The 15,520-nt window shown below is 71.2% G+C and carries 13 protein-coding genes; 9 read left to right on the plus strand and 4 right to left on the minus strand.

Annotated elements, in window-relative coordinates; genetic code table 11:
- Positions 1 to 10 precede the first annotated feature (10 nt).
- The 9 genes from ACZ4RZ_RS14730 (at position 11) to ACZ4RZ_RS14770 (ending at position 8,474) form a co-directional block, all read left to right on the plus strand.
- The gene (locus tag ACZ4RZ_RS14730; protein WP_467744672.1) at positions 11 to 382 is read left to right on the plus strand and encodes an FKBP-type peptidyl-prolyl cis-trans isomerase; all 372 of its coding nucleotides are present in this window, start codon (positions 11 to 13) and stop codon (positions 380 to 382) included.
- A gap of 199 nt (positions 383 to 581) precedes the next feature.
- A complete protein-coding gene (locus ACZ4RZ_RS14735) occupies positions 582 to 1,535 on the plus strand; it encodes a helix-turn-helix transcriptional regulator (protein ID WP_467744673.1) in 954 nt (317 codons plus the stop codon).
- A gap of 16 nt (positions 1,536 to 1,551) precedes the next feature.
- A complete protein-coding gene (locus tag ACZ4RZ_RS14740) occupies positions 1,552 to 2,577 on the plus strand; it encodes a helix-turn-helix transcriptional regulator (protein ID WP_467744674.1) in 1,026 nt (341 codons plus the stop codon).
- Positions 2,578 to 2,597: 20 nt separating this feature from the next.
- Positions 2,598 to 2,924 carry a hypothetical protein gene (locus ACZ4RZ_RS14745; RefSeq protein WP_467744675.1) on the plus strand — a complete coding sequence of 109 codons (327 nt, stop codon included), beginning with the start codon at positions 2,598 to 2,600 and terminating at the stop codon, positions 2,922 to 2,924.
- 10 nt (positions 2,925 to 2,934) lie between these two features.
- A complete protein-coding gene (locus ACZ4RZ_RS14750) occupies positions 2,935 to 3,129 on the plus strand; it encodes a hypothetical protein (protein ID WP_369245378.1) in 195 nt (64 codons plus the stop codon).
- Between the two features lie 238 nt (positions 3,130 to 3,367).
- Positions 3,368 to 3,652, plus strand: a complete 285-nt coding sequence (tatA, locus tag ACZ4RZ_RS14755; protein WP_101406111.1) for a Sec-independent protein translocase subunit TatA — start codon at positions 3,368 to 3,370, stop codon at positions 3,650 to 3,652.
- Between the two features lie 92 nt (positions 3,653 to 3,744).
- On the plus strand, positions 3,745 to 4,650 hold the full coding sequence (gene tatC / locus ACZ4RZ_RS14760; RefSeq protein ID WP_467744678.1) for a twin-arginine translocase subunit TatC: 906 nt from the start codon (positions 3,745 to 3,747) through the stop codon (positions 4,648 to 4,650).
- A gap of 31 nt (positions 4,651 to 4,681) precedes the next feature.
- Positions 4,682 to 5,572 (plus strand): diacylglycerol kinase, encoded by an 891-nt coding sequence (locus ACZ4RZ_RS14765; protein WP_467744680.1) that lies wholly within the window; start codon positions 4,682 to 4,684, stop codon positions 5,570 to 5,572.
- A 40-nt stretch (positions 5,573 to 5,612) separates the two neighbouring features.
- Positions 5,613 to 8,474 (plus strand): DEAD/DEAH box helicase, encoded by a 2,862-nt coding sequence (locus ACZ4RZ_RS14770; protein WP_467744682.1) that lies wholly within the window; start codon positions 5,613 to 5,615, stop codon positions 8,472 to 8,474.
- A gap of 105 nt (positions 8,475 to 8,579) precedes the next feature.
- On the opposite strand, the gene atzF is transcribed toward ACZ4RZ_RS14770, so the two are convergent.
- From atzF to ACZ4RZ_RS14790, 4 genes are all read right to left on the minus strand, one after another.
- Entirely contained in the window at positions 8,580 to 10,256 is a 1,677-nt protein-coding gene (gene atzF, locus ACZ4RZ_RS14775) for an allophanate hydrolase (protein WP_467744684.1), read from the minus strand.
- Positions 10,257 to 10,358: 102 nt separating this feature from the next.
- Positions 10,359 to 13,886 (minus strand): 5-oxoprolinase/urea amidolyase family protein, encoded by a 3,528-nt coding sequence (locus ACZ4RZ_RS14780; RefSeq protein WP_467744686.1) that lies wholly within the window; start codon positions 13,884 to 13,886, stop codon positions 10,359 to 10,361.
- Positions 13,883 to 14,482 (minus strand): urea amidolyase associated protein UAAP2, encoded by a 600-nt coding sequence (locus tag ACZ4RZ_RS14785; RefSeq protein ID WP_467744688.1) that lies wholly within the window; start codon positions 14,480 to 14,482, stop codon positions 13,883 to 13,885. Before ACZ4RZ_RS14785 ends, ACZ4RZ_RS14780 begins: the two co-directional genes overlap by 4 nt.
- Positions 14,479 to 15,303 carry an urea amidolyase associated protein UAAP1 gene (locus tag ACZ4RZ_RS14790; RefSeq protein ID WP_467744690.1) on the minus strand — a complete coding sequence of 275 codons (825 nt, stop codon included), beginning with the start codon at positions 15,301 to 15,303 and terminating at the stop codon, positions 14,479 to 14,481. Before ACZ4RZ_RS14790 ends, ACZ4RZ_RS14785 begins: the two co-directional genes overlap by 4 nt.
- Between the last annotated feature and the right edge of the window lie 217 nt (positions 15,304 to 15,520).

Raw genomic sequence — 15,520 nt, forward strand, 5'->3', positions numbered from 1 at the left:
GAGTAATGAAGTGAGCATCGACAAGCCCGAGATCGACTTCCCGGGCGGCGAGCCCCCGGCGGACCTCGAGATCAAGGACATCTGGGAAGGCGACGGCTCGGTCGCCAAGGCCGGCGACTTCGTCAAGGTCCACTACGTGGGCGTAGCCTTCTCCACCGGCGAGGAGTTCGACGCCTCCTGGAACCGCGGTACCCCGCTCGAGTTCCAGCTCGGCGTCGGCCAGGTCATCAGCGGCTGGGACCAGGGCGTGCAGGGCATGAAGGTCGGCGGCCGCCGCCAGCTGATCATCCCCGCGCACCTCGCGTACGGCGACCGCGGCGCCGGCGGCCGTATCGCCCCCGGCGAGACGCTGATCTTCGTCTGCGACCTGGTCTCGGTCTGATCCGTCGCCGCGATCGGGTTCCGGTCCGATCCTCATGAGGGCCGGACTTCGGTCCGATCCTCGTACGCCGTGTGATCAGGGTCTGACCGGACTCGATCACCTGGGGCCCATGCCTGTCCGGGCATGGGCCCTCGGCTTTTGCCGCGACACTCCGGAGCGGTACGGTCATCGGTCGGAAGCACCATAGGGAAGGGCGTCGATGGCCATTGCCAAGGCCGAGCGGCTGATGAACCTGGCGCTGTGTCTGCTCGGGACGCGGCGGCCGCTCAGCAAGCGCGAGCTGCGAGAGTCCATCGAGGCCTATCTGGAGGCGGGCTCGGACGACTCCTTCAACCGGATGTTCGAGCGCGACAAGGACGATCTGCGCGAACTCGGCCTGGTCATCGAGACGGTGGAGAACCTCGACGGCGAGGTCGGCTATCTCGCCCGCCGCGACAGCAACCGGCTGCCACCCATCACGCTCGACGCCGAGGAGGCCGCCGCTCTCGGTCTCGCCGCCAAGGTCTGGCAGCAGGCCCGCCTCGCCGGCGCGGCGAGCGGTGCCCTGCAGAAGCTGCGCGCCGCGGGCCTGCCCGAGGACGTGGACCCGTACGAGGCCCATGGCGCCCTGGAGCCGCACATCCCCGTGCACGAGGCGGCCTTCGAACCGCTGATGCTCGCCTGCCGCGACCGCCGCCCCGTCATCTTCGACTACCGCAAGGCCACCGCCGCGCACCCCGAGACCCGGCACGTCGAGCCGTGGGCCCTGGAGTGCTGGCGCGGCCACTGGTACCTGGCCGGCTGGGACCGCGACCGCGGCGCCGAGCGCGTCTTCAGGCTCTCCCGGATCACCGGCAAGGTCCGCACCCGCGCCGGGCGGTACACGGCCGAGGTGCCCGACGTCGTCACCGTGCGCGAGACCGTCGCGGGCTGGGCGGGGGAGATCGCCGACCGCTCCGCGCGGATCCGGCTGCGCAGCGGCTCGGGCTACCCGCTGCGGGCCAAGGCCGTCTCCGTACGGGAACTGGGCGACGGCTGGGACGAGTTGGAGATTCCGTACGGGCACGGCCTGGACGCCTGGCTTGTGGAGTTCGGGCCCGACGTGGTGGTCCTGGAGCCCGCCGAGCTGCGGGCCGACGTCGTGGACCGGCTGCGCGCCGTGGCCAAGGGCTGAGGGGGAACGTAAGAAAGTGGTAGGAAAACCGGCCAGGCCCACGAACGCGATCGACCAGACCCGGCGAATGCTCTCCCTGGTGACCTATCTGCGCGAGCGGCCCGGCGCGCGCGTCGGCGACGTCGCCCGGGCCTTCGGGATCACCGAGGACGAGCTGATCTCCGACCTCGACGTGCTGCCGCTGTGCGGCACCAGCTTCCGCGGCGGTGATCTGCTCGACATCGACACCGACGGCGACCGGATCTGGTGGCACAACCCGGACGATGTCGCGGAGCCCCTGCGCATCGCCGCCGACGAGGCGACCGCGCTGCTGGTGGCCGCCCGCGCGGTGTCCACGCTGCCCGGCCTTCGCGAGGGCGACCGGCAGGCGCTGCTGCGCGCCACCGCCAAGGTGGAGACCGCCTCGGGCGAGGCGGCGGGCGCCAGCTCCCGGCTTTCGGTGACCTTCGAGTCCGAGGGCGGGGTCTTCGCGGACGTCGACCGGGCGATCTCCGAGCGGCGCCGGCTGTGGATCCGCTACTACTCGCCCTCGCGCGACGAGCTCACCGAGCGCGAGATCGACCCGATCCGCCTGGTCAGCGTCGGGCACACGTACGTGGAGGCCTGGTGCCGCCGCTCCGAGGCGCGCCGCACCTTCCGGCTCGACCGGGTCGCCGAGATCCGCATCCTGGACGAGCCGTCCGCGCCGCCCGAGATCGAGCTGCGGGACCTCTCCGAGGGGCTGGTGCAGCCGGCCGTCGAGGACCCCGAGGTGGTCGTCGAGGTCGGACCGGGCGGGCGCTGGGTCGCCGAGTACTACCCGCACGACAGCGCGGATGAGCTGCCGGACGGCGGGCTGCGTATCACTCTGCGGACCCCCGATCCCGCGTCGCTGCGCCGGCTGGCGCTGCGCCTCGGCGGCGACGGCCGGATCGTGTCGCCGCAGGGCCTCGCGGACAGCGCCCGGCAGGCGGCCCGCGAGGCGCTCGCCGCCTACGACGGGCTCGACGGGCCGCACGGGGATCAGGACGGGCCGTACGACAGGCAGGAGCAGGGCCTTTGAGCACGTCGTCGATGTCTGGGATGTCCGGTGCGCCGGAGCGGACCGGCACGTCCGGGACGACCGGTGTGCCGTCGGGTGCCCCGGAGATGTCGGTGGTGACGGCCTTCACCGGCATGAGAAGGGTGGTCGATGTGATGTTCAAGGCCGCCTGCCCCGACTGCCGGTCCGGCTTCGAGCTCAAGGCGAGCGCCCTGCGCCTCGCCATCGGAGCCTCCAGCCGCACCACCTTCTACTCCTTCACCTGCCCGGAGTGCGGCGCCGCCGTGCGCAAGCCCGCGGGTGAGCGCATCGTCGAGCTGCTCACCGGCGGCGGGGTGCGGACCCTGCGCCTGCACTCCACCCTCTAGGGTCGACGTCATGTTCTGGCCGATGTTTGCGATCGCTGTGGGATTCCTGGGAATCGCCGTACTCGGCGTGCTCGCCGTGCGTGTCTTTCTGGAGGCGGAGCGTTTGGGCCGACAGGTTTCCGACTCCGCGCGCCGCATCAGCAGGGCCGCGGAGGATCTGGAGCGGGCGGCCGTGAGCACGGCGAGCTCTGTGGATGCCCTGTGAGTCGTGAGCGCGTTGCGCCTTGAGTGGCTTTCGCCCTGTCACCTTCGCGGCAACGGCAGGTACGCTGCTGGTCGCGGCCCGGAGAACGAGGCGCGAGTCGCGAACTGGGAGTACGCACAGGGATTGCCCCGCGTTTACCCCTGAGCGTTACGATCGCTGTCAACACGACGATCGGACACATGTCCGGCCGATCGGACAGCACCCCGACCATGCAGCCTCGGTGAGAAGGTAAAGACTTATGTTCGGAAGGCTCGGAGCTCCCGAGATCATTCTCATCCTCGTCGTCATCATCCTGCTGTTCGGCGCGAAGAAGCTTCCGGACATGGCTCGCTCCCTCGGCAAGTCCGCGCGGATCCTCAAGAGCGAGGCCAAGGCGATGAAGGACGAGGGCAGCACGCCCGCCCCGGCGGGCCCGCCCAGCACCGACGAGCAGCCCCCGGCTCAGCGCACCATCCAGGCCGCCCCCGGTGACGTGACCAGCTCGCGCCCGGTCACCGAGCCGACGGACACCACCAAGCGCTGACGCAGGGCCGGACACCTCCGGCCTGCCGCACGAGATGAGGACGTGGGTTGCTCAAGTCTGCCCGCAAAGAGGAGAAGGATCCCGAGGGGAGGATGCCCCTCGCGGATCACCTTCGTGAGCTCCGCAACCGGCTCGCGAAGGCGATGCTGGCCATCGTTGTCGTCACGACCGTGGCCGCCTTCTTCTACAACGACATCATCAACATCATCACCAAGCCGGTGCTGGACTCGGTCGGCTGTTCCCAGACCTTCGAGCAGCTGGCGAACTCGCATCAGAAGACCCAGCAGTGCGCGCAGATCACCATCAACGGTCTGCTCACGCCGTTCACACTGGCACTGAAGGTGTCCCTGATGGCCGGTGTAGTGCTGGCCTCTCCGGTCTGGCTGTACCAGCTGTGGGCCTTCGTCGCCCCCGGCCTGCACCGGCACGAGCGGAAGTACGCCTACGCGTTCGTCGGCACCGGCGCACCGCTGTTCCTCGGCGGCGCCTACTTCGCCTACCGGGTGCTCCCCACCACGGCGAAGGTCCTGATCGGCTTCACGCCGAAGGACGTCAACAACCTGCTGCCGCTGGACGATCTGCTCGACCTCGTCCTGCGCATGGTGCTTGTCTTCGGCCTCTCCTTCGAGCTGCCGCTGCTGCTGATCATGCTCAACCTCACGGGCATCCTCACCGGTAAGCGCATGCTCGGCTGGTGGCGCGGCATGATCATGGGCATCACAGTGTTCGCCGCCGTTGCCACGCCCAGCACGGACCCGCTGACCATGCTGGCGCTCGCCGGACCCATCTGGATCCTGTACTTCGGTGCCGTCGCCTTCTCGCTCCTCAACGACCGCCGCAAGCGGCGCCGCGATGCCGAGGGCCCGGCCGACGACGAGGCCTCCGACCTCGACCTCACGCCCGAGGACATCGGCGAGGTCGAGACCGTGTCGGCCAGCCGGGCACTGCCGGAGCAGGCGAGCTCGGACCGGGTCAACGGTTATGACGACGTGACCTGACGAAGCGCTCGGATCTCGTAGTGTCAGGGTCGTGACCAGCGAGATCACCCTCTTCGTCAATCCCACCGCGGGACGCGGCCGGGGCGCCCGCGCGGCGCAGCCGGCCGCTTCGGCTTTGCGGGCGGCGGGATTCTCCGTCCGCACGATCCTCGGGGAGAACGCGGAAGACGCCCTCACGCGCGCGCGTGCCGCTGTCGAGGGCGGCACCGGCGCCCTCATCGCCGTCGGTGGCGACGGCATGGCGAACCTGGCCCTGCAGGCCGTCGCCGGGACCCGCACCCCGCTCGGCCTCGTCGCCGTCGGCACGGGGAACGACTTCGCGAGGGCGCTTGGCCTGCCCGTACGCGACCCCGCGGCCGCGGGGCGGGGGATCGCCGAGGCCCTCAAGGGGGCGCGGCTGCGCGACGTCGACCTGGGGCGTGTGGGCGACACCTGGTTCGGCACCGTCCTCGCCTCCGGATTCGACTCCCGGGTCAACGACCGCGGCAATCGCATGAGATGGCCCACAGGGCGCTTCAAGTACGACCTCGCCATGCTCGCCGAACTGGCCGCTTTCAAGCCCTTCCCGTACCGGATCACGCTCGACGACGGCGAGGTGCAGGAGATCGAGGCGACGCTCGTGGCCGTCGGTAACGGATCGTCGTACGGCGGCGGCATGAAGATCTGCGCGGACGCGGACCTCGGTGACGGGCTGTTCGACATCACGGTCGTCGGGGACTGCAGCCGTACGACGCTGCTCACGGTGTTCCCGAGGGTCTACAAGGGCACCCACCTCGACCACCCCAAGGTCACCGTGCACCGGGCCGCCAAGGTCGAACTCGTGGCGGAGGGCATCACCGGGTACGCGGACGGTGAGCCGCTCGGGCCGCTGCCGCTCACCGTGCGCTGCATACCGGCGGCGGTGCGGGTGGCGGTTCCCTGAGCTGCGGGGACTCCGGGTCTCACAGCATCGGATCCCGATATTGATCGTCCTGTTGTCAGTGCCTCCCGGTAGTCTCGAAAGCACGATGACAGAGGACCTCTCACCGGCCGAGCGGTACGCGGCAGCACGACAGCGCGCTGTCGAGCAGGCCACCGCGCTCGCCTCCTTCCGCGAGATGTACGACTTCGGCCTCGACCCTTACCAGATCGACGCCTGTGAAGCTCTTGAAGGGGGCAAGGGCGTCCTGGTGGCCGCGCCCACCGGCTCGGGCAAGACGGTGGTCGGCGAGTTCGCCGTCCACCTCGCCCTCCAGCAGGGCAAGAAGTGCTTCTACACGACGCCGATCAAGGCACTCTCGAACCAGAAGTACGCCGATCTGTGCCGCCGTTACGGCGCGGACAAGGTCGGCCTGCTCACCGGCGACAACAGCGTCAACTCCGAAGCCCCGGTGGTCGTGATGACCACCGAGGTGCTGCGCAACATGCTGTACGCGGGCTCGCAGACCCTCCTCGGACTCGGCTATGTGGTCATGGACGAGGTGCACTACCTCTCCGACCGCTTCCGCGGCGCCGTCTGGGAGGAAGTGATCATCCACCTGCCGGAGTCGGTGACCCTGGTGTCGCTCTCGGCGACCGTGTCGAACGCGGAGGAGTTCGGCGACTGGCTGGACACCGTGCGCGGCGACACCCAGGTGATCGTCTCCGAGCACCGGCCCGTGCCGCTGTTCCAGCACGTGCTGGCGGGGCGCAGGATGTACGACCTCTTCGAGGAGGGCGAGGGCCAGAAGAAGGCCGTCAACCCCGACCTCACGCGCATGGCGCGCATGGAGGCCAGCCGCCCGTCGTACCAGGACCGCAGACGGGGCCGCGCCATGCGCGAGGCCGACCGCGAGCGGGAGCGCAGACAGCGCTCCCGCATGTGGACGCCGGGCCGCCCCGAGGTCATCGAGCGGCTCGACGCCGAAGGGCTGCTGCCCGCCATCACGTTCATCTTCAGCCGCGCGGCCTGCGAGGCCGCCGTCCAGCAGTGCCTGTACGCGGGCCTCAGGCTGAACGACGACGAGGCGCGGACCAGGGTGCGCGAACTCGTCGAGGAGCGCACCGCCTCCATCCCGACCGAGGACCTGCACGTCCTGGGCTACTACGAGTGGCTGGAGGGCCTGGAGCGCGGCATCGCGGCCCACCACGCGGGCATGCTGCCGACGTTCAAGGAGGTCGTCGAGGAACTCTTCGTACGCGGCCTGGTCAAGGCCGTCTTCGCGACGGAGACCCTCGCGCTGGGCATCAACATGCCTGCCCGCTCGGTGGTGTTGGAGAAGCTCGTCAAGTGGAACGGCGAGCAGCACGCCGACATCACCCCCGGCGAGTACACCCAGCTGACCGGCCGCGCCGGGCGCCGCGGTATCGATGTCGAGGGCCACGCGGTCGTGCTGTGGCAGCGCGGCTTCAGCCCCGAACACCTGGCGGGACTCGCGGGCACGCGCACCTATCCGCTGCGCTCCAGCTTCAAGCCGTCGTACAACATGGCGGTGAACCTGGTCGACCAGTTCGGGCGGCATCGCTCGCGCGAACTGCTTGAGACGTCCTTCGCGCAGTTCCAGGCCGACAAGTCGGTCGTCGGGATCTCCCGGCAGGTGCAGCGCAACGAGGAAGGTCTCGAGGGCTACAAGGAGTCCATGACCTGCCACTTGGGCGACTTCGACGGGTACATGCGGCTGCGCCGCGAGCTCAAGGACCGCGAGACCGAGCTGGCGCGGCAGGGCGCGTCGCAGCGTCGTGCCGAGGCGGCCGTCGCCCTGGAGAAGCTCAAGCCCGGTGATGTGATCCACGTTCCGACCGGAAAGTACGCGGGACTCGCGCTGGTGCTGGACCCCGGGCTGCCCGCGGGCCGGTCGAACGGCCACCGGGGCTTCGAGCAGCACGACGGCCCGCGCCCGCTGGTGCTCACCGTCGAGCGCCAGGTGAAGCGGCTGGCCTCGATGGACTTCCCGGTGCCGGTCGAAGCGCTGGACCGGATGCGGATCCCCAAGTCCTTCAACCCGCGCTCGCCGCAGTCGCGTCGCGACCTGGCGTCCGCGTTGCGCACCAAGGCCGGGCACATCGTCCCGGACCGGCACCGCAAGAAGCGGTCCGAGGCGGCCGACGACCGCGAGATCGCCCGGCTGCGCACGGTGATCCGGGCCCACCCCTGCCACGGGTGCAACGACCGTGAGGACCACGCCCGTTGGGCAGAGCGCTACCACCGGCTGCAGCGCGACACCACGCAGCTGGAGCGCCGCATCGAGGGCCGGACGAACACCATCGCCCGCACCTTCGACCGGATCGTCGCCCTCCTCACCGAGCTGGACTACCTGCGCGGCGACGAGGTCACCGAACACGGCAAGCGGCTCGCCCGGCTCTACGGCGAACTCGACCTGCTCGCCAGCGAATGCCTGCGCGCCGGGGTCTGGGAGGGGCTCAGCCCCGCCGAACTCGCCGCCTGCGTCTCGGCGTTGGTGTTCGAGTCCCGGGTCGCCGACGACGCCATGGCACCCAAGGTGCCGTCCGGCAAGGCCAAGGCCGCGCTCGGCGAGATGGTCCGCATCTGGGGTCGCCTCGACGCGCTGGAGGAGGACTTCCGGATCACCCAGACCGAGGGCGTCGGTCAGCGCGAACCGGATCTCGGCTTCGCCTGGGCCGCGTACGAGTGGGCCTCCGGCAAGGGCCTCGACGAGGTGCTGCGCGAGGCCGAGATGCCCGCAGGTGACTTCGTGCGCTGGTGCAAGCAGGTCATCGACGTACTGGGCCAGATCGCGGCCGCCGCGCCCGTCTCCGGCGGCCAGAGCTCCACGGTCGCGAAGAACGCGCGCAGGGCCGTCGACGCGTTGTTGCGCGGGGTGGTGGCCTACTCGTCGGTGGGCTGAACCAAGGGCACGTGGCGCGCCGTCTCCTTGATGTCCGGGAGGCGGCGCGCCTTTGTGCACAGGGGCATGTCATGTACGGGGCTGTGCGCGGGGTCGCGCGAGCGGCTAGAGCCCCGGTTGCGCGGGCCGCGCCCGGAGGTAACCGCGCCAGCCGCCGTACTCCGTGATGTCCTCGGCCCCTTCGAGCGCGCCTGGCTCGCACAGGAAGCCGGGTACGTGTGTGCCGTCGGCCAGCTCGACCCGGCCCAGCGCCATCGGCCGGGGCAGGTCGGCGAGCAGGCGCCCGAGGCCTTCGGCGGGCAGCCGCCACACCTCCGCCTCGACGGCGCTGCCTCCGGTGCCCACGTGGACCAGGCCCGGCTTGGGGGGCGTGGTGGACAAGGCGTGCAGACGGTAGGCGGGTGCCGTCGTGGTCGTACGCTCCCACTCCGCTCCCAAGGCGAGGAGTTGGGGGTTGAGCGGCTGGCCCGACAGATGTGCGCCGACGACGGCGATCCGCAGCCGCGGCTGGAGCAGCCGGGCGATCCGGGCCAGGCGCTCGTCCGTGAACGCGGGGCCGATCAGCGTCACGCCGAAGGGCAGCCCGTCCACGGTGCCGCCGGGGACGGCGACCGCGGCCAGGTCGAAGAGGTTCGTGGAGTTGGTGAATCGGCCCAGGCGGGCGTTGGCGCCCACCGGGTCGGCGGCGACCTCGGCGAGCGTGGGGTGGCCCGGCGCTGTCGGCAGCAACAGCGCGTCCGCGTCACCGAGTTGGGCGAGTGCCCGGGCGCGGAGCTCGGCCAGCCGGTCCTGGTCCGCGTACAGCTGGTGGGCCGGGATGTCCCGGGCGCGGGTGATGATTCCGGCGACGGTCGGGTCGAGCCCCGCACCCCCTTCGCCGATCAACTTGTCGATAAAGCTCCCCACGGCCGTGTAGCGCTCGGCGACGAACGCGCCCTCGTAGAGCATCGCGGCGGCCTCGGTGAACGGGGTGAGGTCGAGGAAGCGCACCTCCGCGCCCGCCGCCGCCAGCTGGGCCACCGCCGCCTCGTACGCCTCCGCCCAGCCCTCGTCCAGCTCTCCGAGCTGTGCGGTCGGCGCCACGGCGATGCGCCATGGTCCAGGGGCCCGCTGGGGGAGCGCCGGGAGGTCGCGGCCGGACGGGGACGTCATGAACGCGAGGGCCTGCTCGGCCTCCGGGAGCGTACGGGCGAACACGGTCACGCAGTCCAGTGAGGCGCAGGCCGGGACGACGCCGGTCGTCGGGACCAGGCCGCGGGTCGGCTTCAGGCCGACGATGCCGTTGAAGGCGGCGGGGACGCGGCCCGAGCCGGCGGTGTCCGTACCGAGGGCGAAGTCGACGATGCCGAGTGCGGTGGCTACGGCCGATCCCGAGCTGGAGCCGCCGCTGATTCTGGTCGGGTCGAGGGCGTTGCGTACGGCGCCGTGGGGGGAGCGGGTGCCGACCAGGCCCGTCGCGAACTGGTCCAGGTTCGTGGTGCCCAGCACGATCGCGCCTGCCGCGCGGAGGCGGGCGACCACGGGAGCGTCGCCCTCCGGGGTGTACGCGTAGGCCGGGCATCCGGCGGTGGTGGGCAGGCCCGCCACGTCGATGTTGCCCTTCGCGGCGAAGAGCTTGCCGGCGAGGGGGAGGGGCTCGCCCGCGGCGACGCGGGCGTCGATGGCTCGGGCTTCCTGCTCGACCTCCGCCCGGGGGCGTAGGTCGATCCAGATCTCGGGGCGGTCGGTGGCCTCGATGCGGGCGTACGCCCTTCGGACTCGGGTGAGAGTGGGGGACGACATCGGTGCTCCTTGCCTGGGGTGCATTGTCGACTGCGGGCCGTGGTCGCCTGTGCCCACCCGTTCCGCCGTGCGGAACGCCTGCTCACAGACGACCGGCGTGTTTCACGGCACTGTTGGACCCGCCGGCGCCAGAACCACCAACGCCGTGCCCGCCTCCACCTGGTCGCCCGGCTTGGTCAGGATTTTGTGGACGATGCCGTTCATGGGCGCGGGCACCCTGGATTCCATTTTCATCGCTTCCAGGGCGAGGAGAGGTTGACCGGTGGTCACCGCGTCGCCCGTTCGGACGTTCAGCTGCCATACCGACGCCGCGAATTCGGCCTCGATCAGGCGGCCGCCCTCGGGCACCGAGACCTCCAGGGGGGTCGCGGCCGGAGCGGTCGCCGCCTCCGCCCGTGCGAACTCGCCCGCCGCCTCCCAGGCATCCCGTTCCGTCGAGAAGGCGGCGCCCTGCCGGGACCGGAACTCCGCGATGGAGCCGGCGTTCTCGGCGAGGAAGGCCTCGTACTCGGCGAGTGAGAACTCGCCCTCCTCGATCCGGGGGACGAAGCGGCCCGAGGTGATGTCGGCCCGCAGCTGCAACAGTTCCTCGGGCTCCACCGGGTACCACTTGATGCGGTCGAAGAAGCGCAGCAGCCACGGCGAGCCCGGCTCGAAAGCGCCGCGCTGCTGCCAGCCCGACCAGACCTGGGTCGTACGGCCGACGAACTGGTAGCCGCCGGGGCCCTCCATGCCGTAGACGCAGAGGTACGCGCCGCCGATGCCGACCGAGTTCTCGGCGGTCCAGGTGCGCGCCGGGTTGTACTTGGTGGTGACCAGGCGGTGGCGCGGGTCCAGCGGTGTCGCCACCGGCGCGCCCAGGTACACGTCGCCCAGGCCCAGTACGAGGTACTCCGCGTCGAAGACCGTGCGGTACACGTCCTCCACCGAGTCCAGGCCGTTCACGCGGCGGATGAACTCGATGTTCCACGGGCACCAGGGCGCGTCGTCGCGGACGCCCGCCATGTAGCGGGCGATCGCCTCGCGGGTGGCCGGGTCGTCCCAGGAGAGCGGGAGGTGGACTGTGCGGGAGGGGACCACCAGCTGGTCGGAAGGAGGGAGCGCCGCGGCGATCGCCCTGACGGTGGCGAGGAGTACGCGCTGCGGGAGCCTGCGCGGATCCGTCTGGATCTGCAGGGACCGAATGCCGGGCGTCAGGTCCGTGACGCCGTCGAGATCCGCCTCTGTGACCGCCTCCATCAGCGCGTGGACACGCATCCGCAGGGCCAGGTCCAGCTGCATGGGGCCGAACTCGACCAGCAGGTTGTCGTCGCCGCTGCGGCGGAAGGTCACGTCGCCGTCGTGTGCGAGCACCCCGCCGTCCACGATCGCGGGCCGCGCCGAGCCGTCCTCGGCGAGCGGCGCGAACCGCACCGTGTCACCTGGACGGAACTGCCCGAGTTTCCAGCGCTCCGTGCTGACGACCGTCGCCGGGCAGACGAAGCCGCCGAGCGAGGGACCGTCCGGGCCGAGCAGCACCGGCATGTCGCCGGTGTAGTCGACCGCGCCCACCGAGTAGGGCGTGTCGTGGATGTTGGACGGGTGCAGGCCCGCCTCACCGCCGTCCGTACGCGCCCACCGGGGCTTCGGCCCGACCAGCCGTACCCCCGTGCGCGCCGAGTTGAAGTGGACCTTCCAGTCGGCGGCGTAGAAGTCGTGGATGTCGTCCTCGGTGAAGAACTCAGGTGCGGCGTGCGGGCCTTCCAGGGCGCCGACCCGCCATTCGGACGCGAACACGGGCCGATCGCCCACGGGCACGGGCGCCTCGTGATCCGTCACCGACCCGCCGTGCAGCACGTCCCCCGTCCGCAGCGCCCGCCCCCCGTGGCCGCCGAACCGGCCCAGCGTGAACGTGGCCGCGCTGCCGAGGAACGCCGGCACGTCCAGGCCGCCACCCGCGAACAGCACATAGGTGCGCAGGCCGTGCTCGGCGGGCGCGCCCACTTCCAGTACGGCTCCCGCGGGAACCGTCACCGGCTCCCACTGGGCTACTGGCGAGCCGTCCACCGTGACCGGCGCGGGAGCACCGGTGACGCACACGGTCGTGGTGTGAGTGAACCGCAGCGTCGGTCCCCGCAAGGTGCATTCGAGTCCCGGCGCGCCCTCGTGGTTGCCGAGCGCCCGGTTGCCGAGCCGGAAGGACAGGTCGTCCATCGGGCCGCACGGCGGCACGCCCACCTGCCAGTAGCCGGTGCGGCCGGGCCAGTCCTGCACGGTGGTGAGGGTTCCGCCGGCGACGACCTCGATGCGCGCCGTCGGGTCGGTGATCCCGGCCAGCGTCGCCGTCGAGTGCGTCGCCGTCCGGAAGGACTCCTCCGCGAGCGCCGCCCGCACCAGCCCCAGGTTCGTCTCGATGCCGTCGACCCGGGTCCTGGCCAGCGCTTCGTCGAGGCGTTCCAGGGCGTGCGCCCGGTCCCGGCCGTACGCGATGACCTTCGCGAGCATCGGGTCGTACGACGTGGTCACCTCGGTGCCGGTCTCGACCCAGCCGTCCACGCGGACGCCGCCGGGAAACTCGACCCGCGTCAACAGGCCCGCGCTCGGCCGGTGTTCGCGCGAGGGGTCCTCGGCGTACACGCGGGCCTCGACGGCGTGACCGCGGGGTGCCCCCGGGTCCCGTACGACATCCGATTCGCCGTGCGCCAGCCGCAGCATCCAGGCGACGAGATCGACTCCGTAGATCTCCTCGGTGACCGGATGCTCCACCTGGAGCCGGGTGTTGACCTCCAGGAAGTAGGCCTCCTCGCGAGCGGCGTCGTAGACGAACTCCACCGTTCCGGCCGACCGGTAGTCCACGGAGGCACACAAGTCGCGTGCCGACGAGGCGAGTTGCTCGCGGACCCGCGCGGGCAGTCCCGGGGCCGGGGCCTCCTCCAGCACCTTCTGGTTGCGGCGCTGGAGCGAGCAGTCGCGGTCGCCAAAGGTGACGACACGGCCCCGGCCGTCGCCGAAGACCTGCACCTCGACATGGCGGGCGTGCTCGACCAGGCGCTCCAGGAAGACCCCCGCCGAGGAGAAGGAGGCCGCGGCGACGCGCTGCACCCGCTCCCAGGCCTCGGTCAACTCATCGGCTGAGCGACATGCCGACATACCGATGCCGCCGCCACCGCCGGTGGCCTTGAGCATGACGGGATAGCCGATGCGGTCGGCGGCTTTCAGAGCTTCCGGAAGGCCGGGGAGGAGACCCGTACCCGGTGCCAGCGGCACCCCCGCCGCTTCCGCAGCCGCCCGCGCCGTGTGCTTCGCGCCGAACAGCTCCAGCTGTTCCGGCGTCGGCCCCACGAACACGATCCCGGCGTCCTCGCAGCGCCGCGCGAACGCCGCGTCCTCGGACAGGAAGCCGTACCCGGGGTGGATCGCCCCGGCACCGGTGTCCTTGGCCGCCTTCAGGACGAGGTCGGCGTCGAGGTACGACTCCTTCGCGGGCGCGGGTCCCAGCCGTACCGCCTCGTCGGCGAGCCGGACATGGGGTGCGGAGCGGTCGGGGTCGGAGTACACGGCGACCGTGCGCAGGCCGAGTTCGCGGGCCGTCCGGATGATCCGCACCGCGATCTCGCCCCGGTTGGCGACGAGCAGCGTGTCAAAGGTCATTCCGGCGCCCCGATGGTCATCTCCACGGCGGTCGGCTCGAAGCCGTTGCAAGGGTTGTTGATCTGCGGGCAGTTGGAGACGAGCACGATCACATCGCGCTCGGCGCGCAGGGTGAGCCTGAGCCCCGGGGCCGAGATGCCGTCGACGATGCCGAGGGTGCCGTCCTTCTCGACCGGCACGTTCATGTACCAGTTGATGTTCGAGACGAGATCCCGTTTGCCGAGGCCGTACTTGGCGCCCTCCGCGAGGAAGTTGTCCACGCAGGCGTGCTGGGACCAGGTGTGGTGCCCGTACCGCAGTGTGTTCGACTCCTTGGAGCAGGCGCCGCCGACCGTGTCGTGCCGGCCGACCTCGTCCGCCAGGACGGTCATCAGCGGGGTGTGCTCGTTGGACATGAGCACACTGCCGGTGGTCAGGAAGAGGTTGCCCTGCGCGTGGATCGTGTCGGGTGCGCTGTAGCGGACGGCGGTGTCGTGGGCGTCGTACACGAGGAAGTCCACGGCCTGGTTGCCGTGCAGATCGGTGACGGTGAGCGTCTCGCCGGTGCGGACGACGGCCGACCAGGCGGCCCGGGCCGGAACAACGGTGCGGGTCATGCGATCCCCCTCGCGGCAAGGAATTCGGCGGTGTTGAGGAAGGCGCGGCGGCCCTCGGGCGTCGCCTCCCACAGCGGGTCGCCCGGCTTGGTCGCCTCCGAGCGCCAGGCGAGCACCTCCAGCGGGGTGCTCATGTACTCCGGCCGGGGATCGGCCGGGTGCGGCACGTTCGCGATCAGTACGGTGACCTCCTGCTCGGCGCGCAGGGTCACGCTGCCGCCGGGCCCGGCCGAGCCGGTGAAGTCCAGCGAGCCGTCGTCGCGGACCTCCACGCCCTGGAAGAAGGCGAGCGACGGCGGCAGATCACGCGGTTCGAGCCCGTTCTTGGCGGCGGCCAGCTTGAACAGCTCGCGGCCGGCCGGGGAGGGGGACTGCGGCGTCCCGTCCCCGTACCGCTCGGTGTTCCGTACGAGCGTGGAGGTGCCGCACAGTGCATCGTGCCGCCCGGAGGTGTCGGCGATCACCGAGGCCAGCACCCGGCCCTGGTCGGACAGGAGCAGCTGACCCTCGCCCAGGTAGGCGTTCCACTGGACCTTGACCGTGTCCGCCACGTTCAGGCGCTCCCAGGGCCGGTCGGCGACGTACAGCAGGAGGTGCGCACACGCGTCGCCGCGCAGGTCCGTCAGCCGCAGCTCGGTGCCGCGGGCCAGCACCTTGTGCGTGTAGTTGCCGCCCGCCACCGTCTCCGCCCACACCAGGTGGCCGGCCTCGCAGGGGGGCGTGGGCCAGGCGCCGGCGGGGACGACGGGCATGGCCTCGGCGCGGGTGCCTTCCTGGGATCGGGCGTGGTCGCGGGCTCCGTAAGTGGTCGCTGTCGCCATCGCGGGACCTCCGGCTGTTGACGGCTCGGGTCATTTCTGTCGCCCGACAGAAATTAGGAGCCCGGGGGGTCGGAGCCGTTGCTCGTGCGTTGCCGTGCGGTTACCGATCCCTCACGGGGGTCGCCGGGGCGCGCCTCGTGAGGGGCGCGGGGCTGCGACCTCGTGCGGCTCCGCCGCGTGGGCGCGATCAGCCACGCGGGACCCGCGGCTAGGATCG

The organism is Streptomyces sp. NPDC027189 (genome assembly GCF_055566975.1).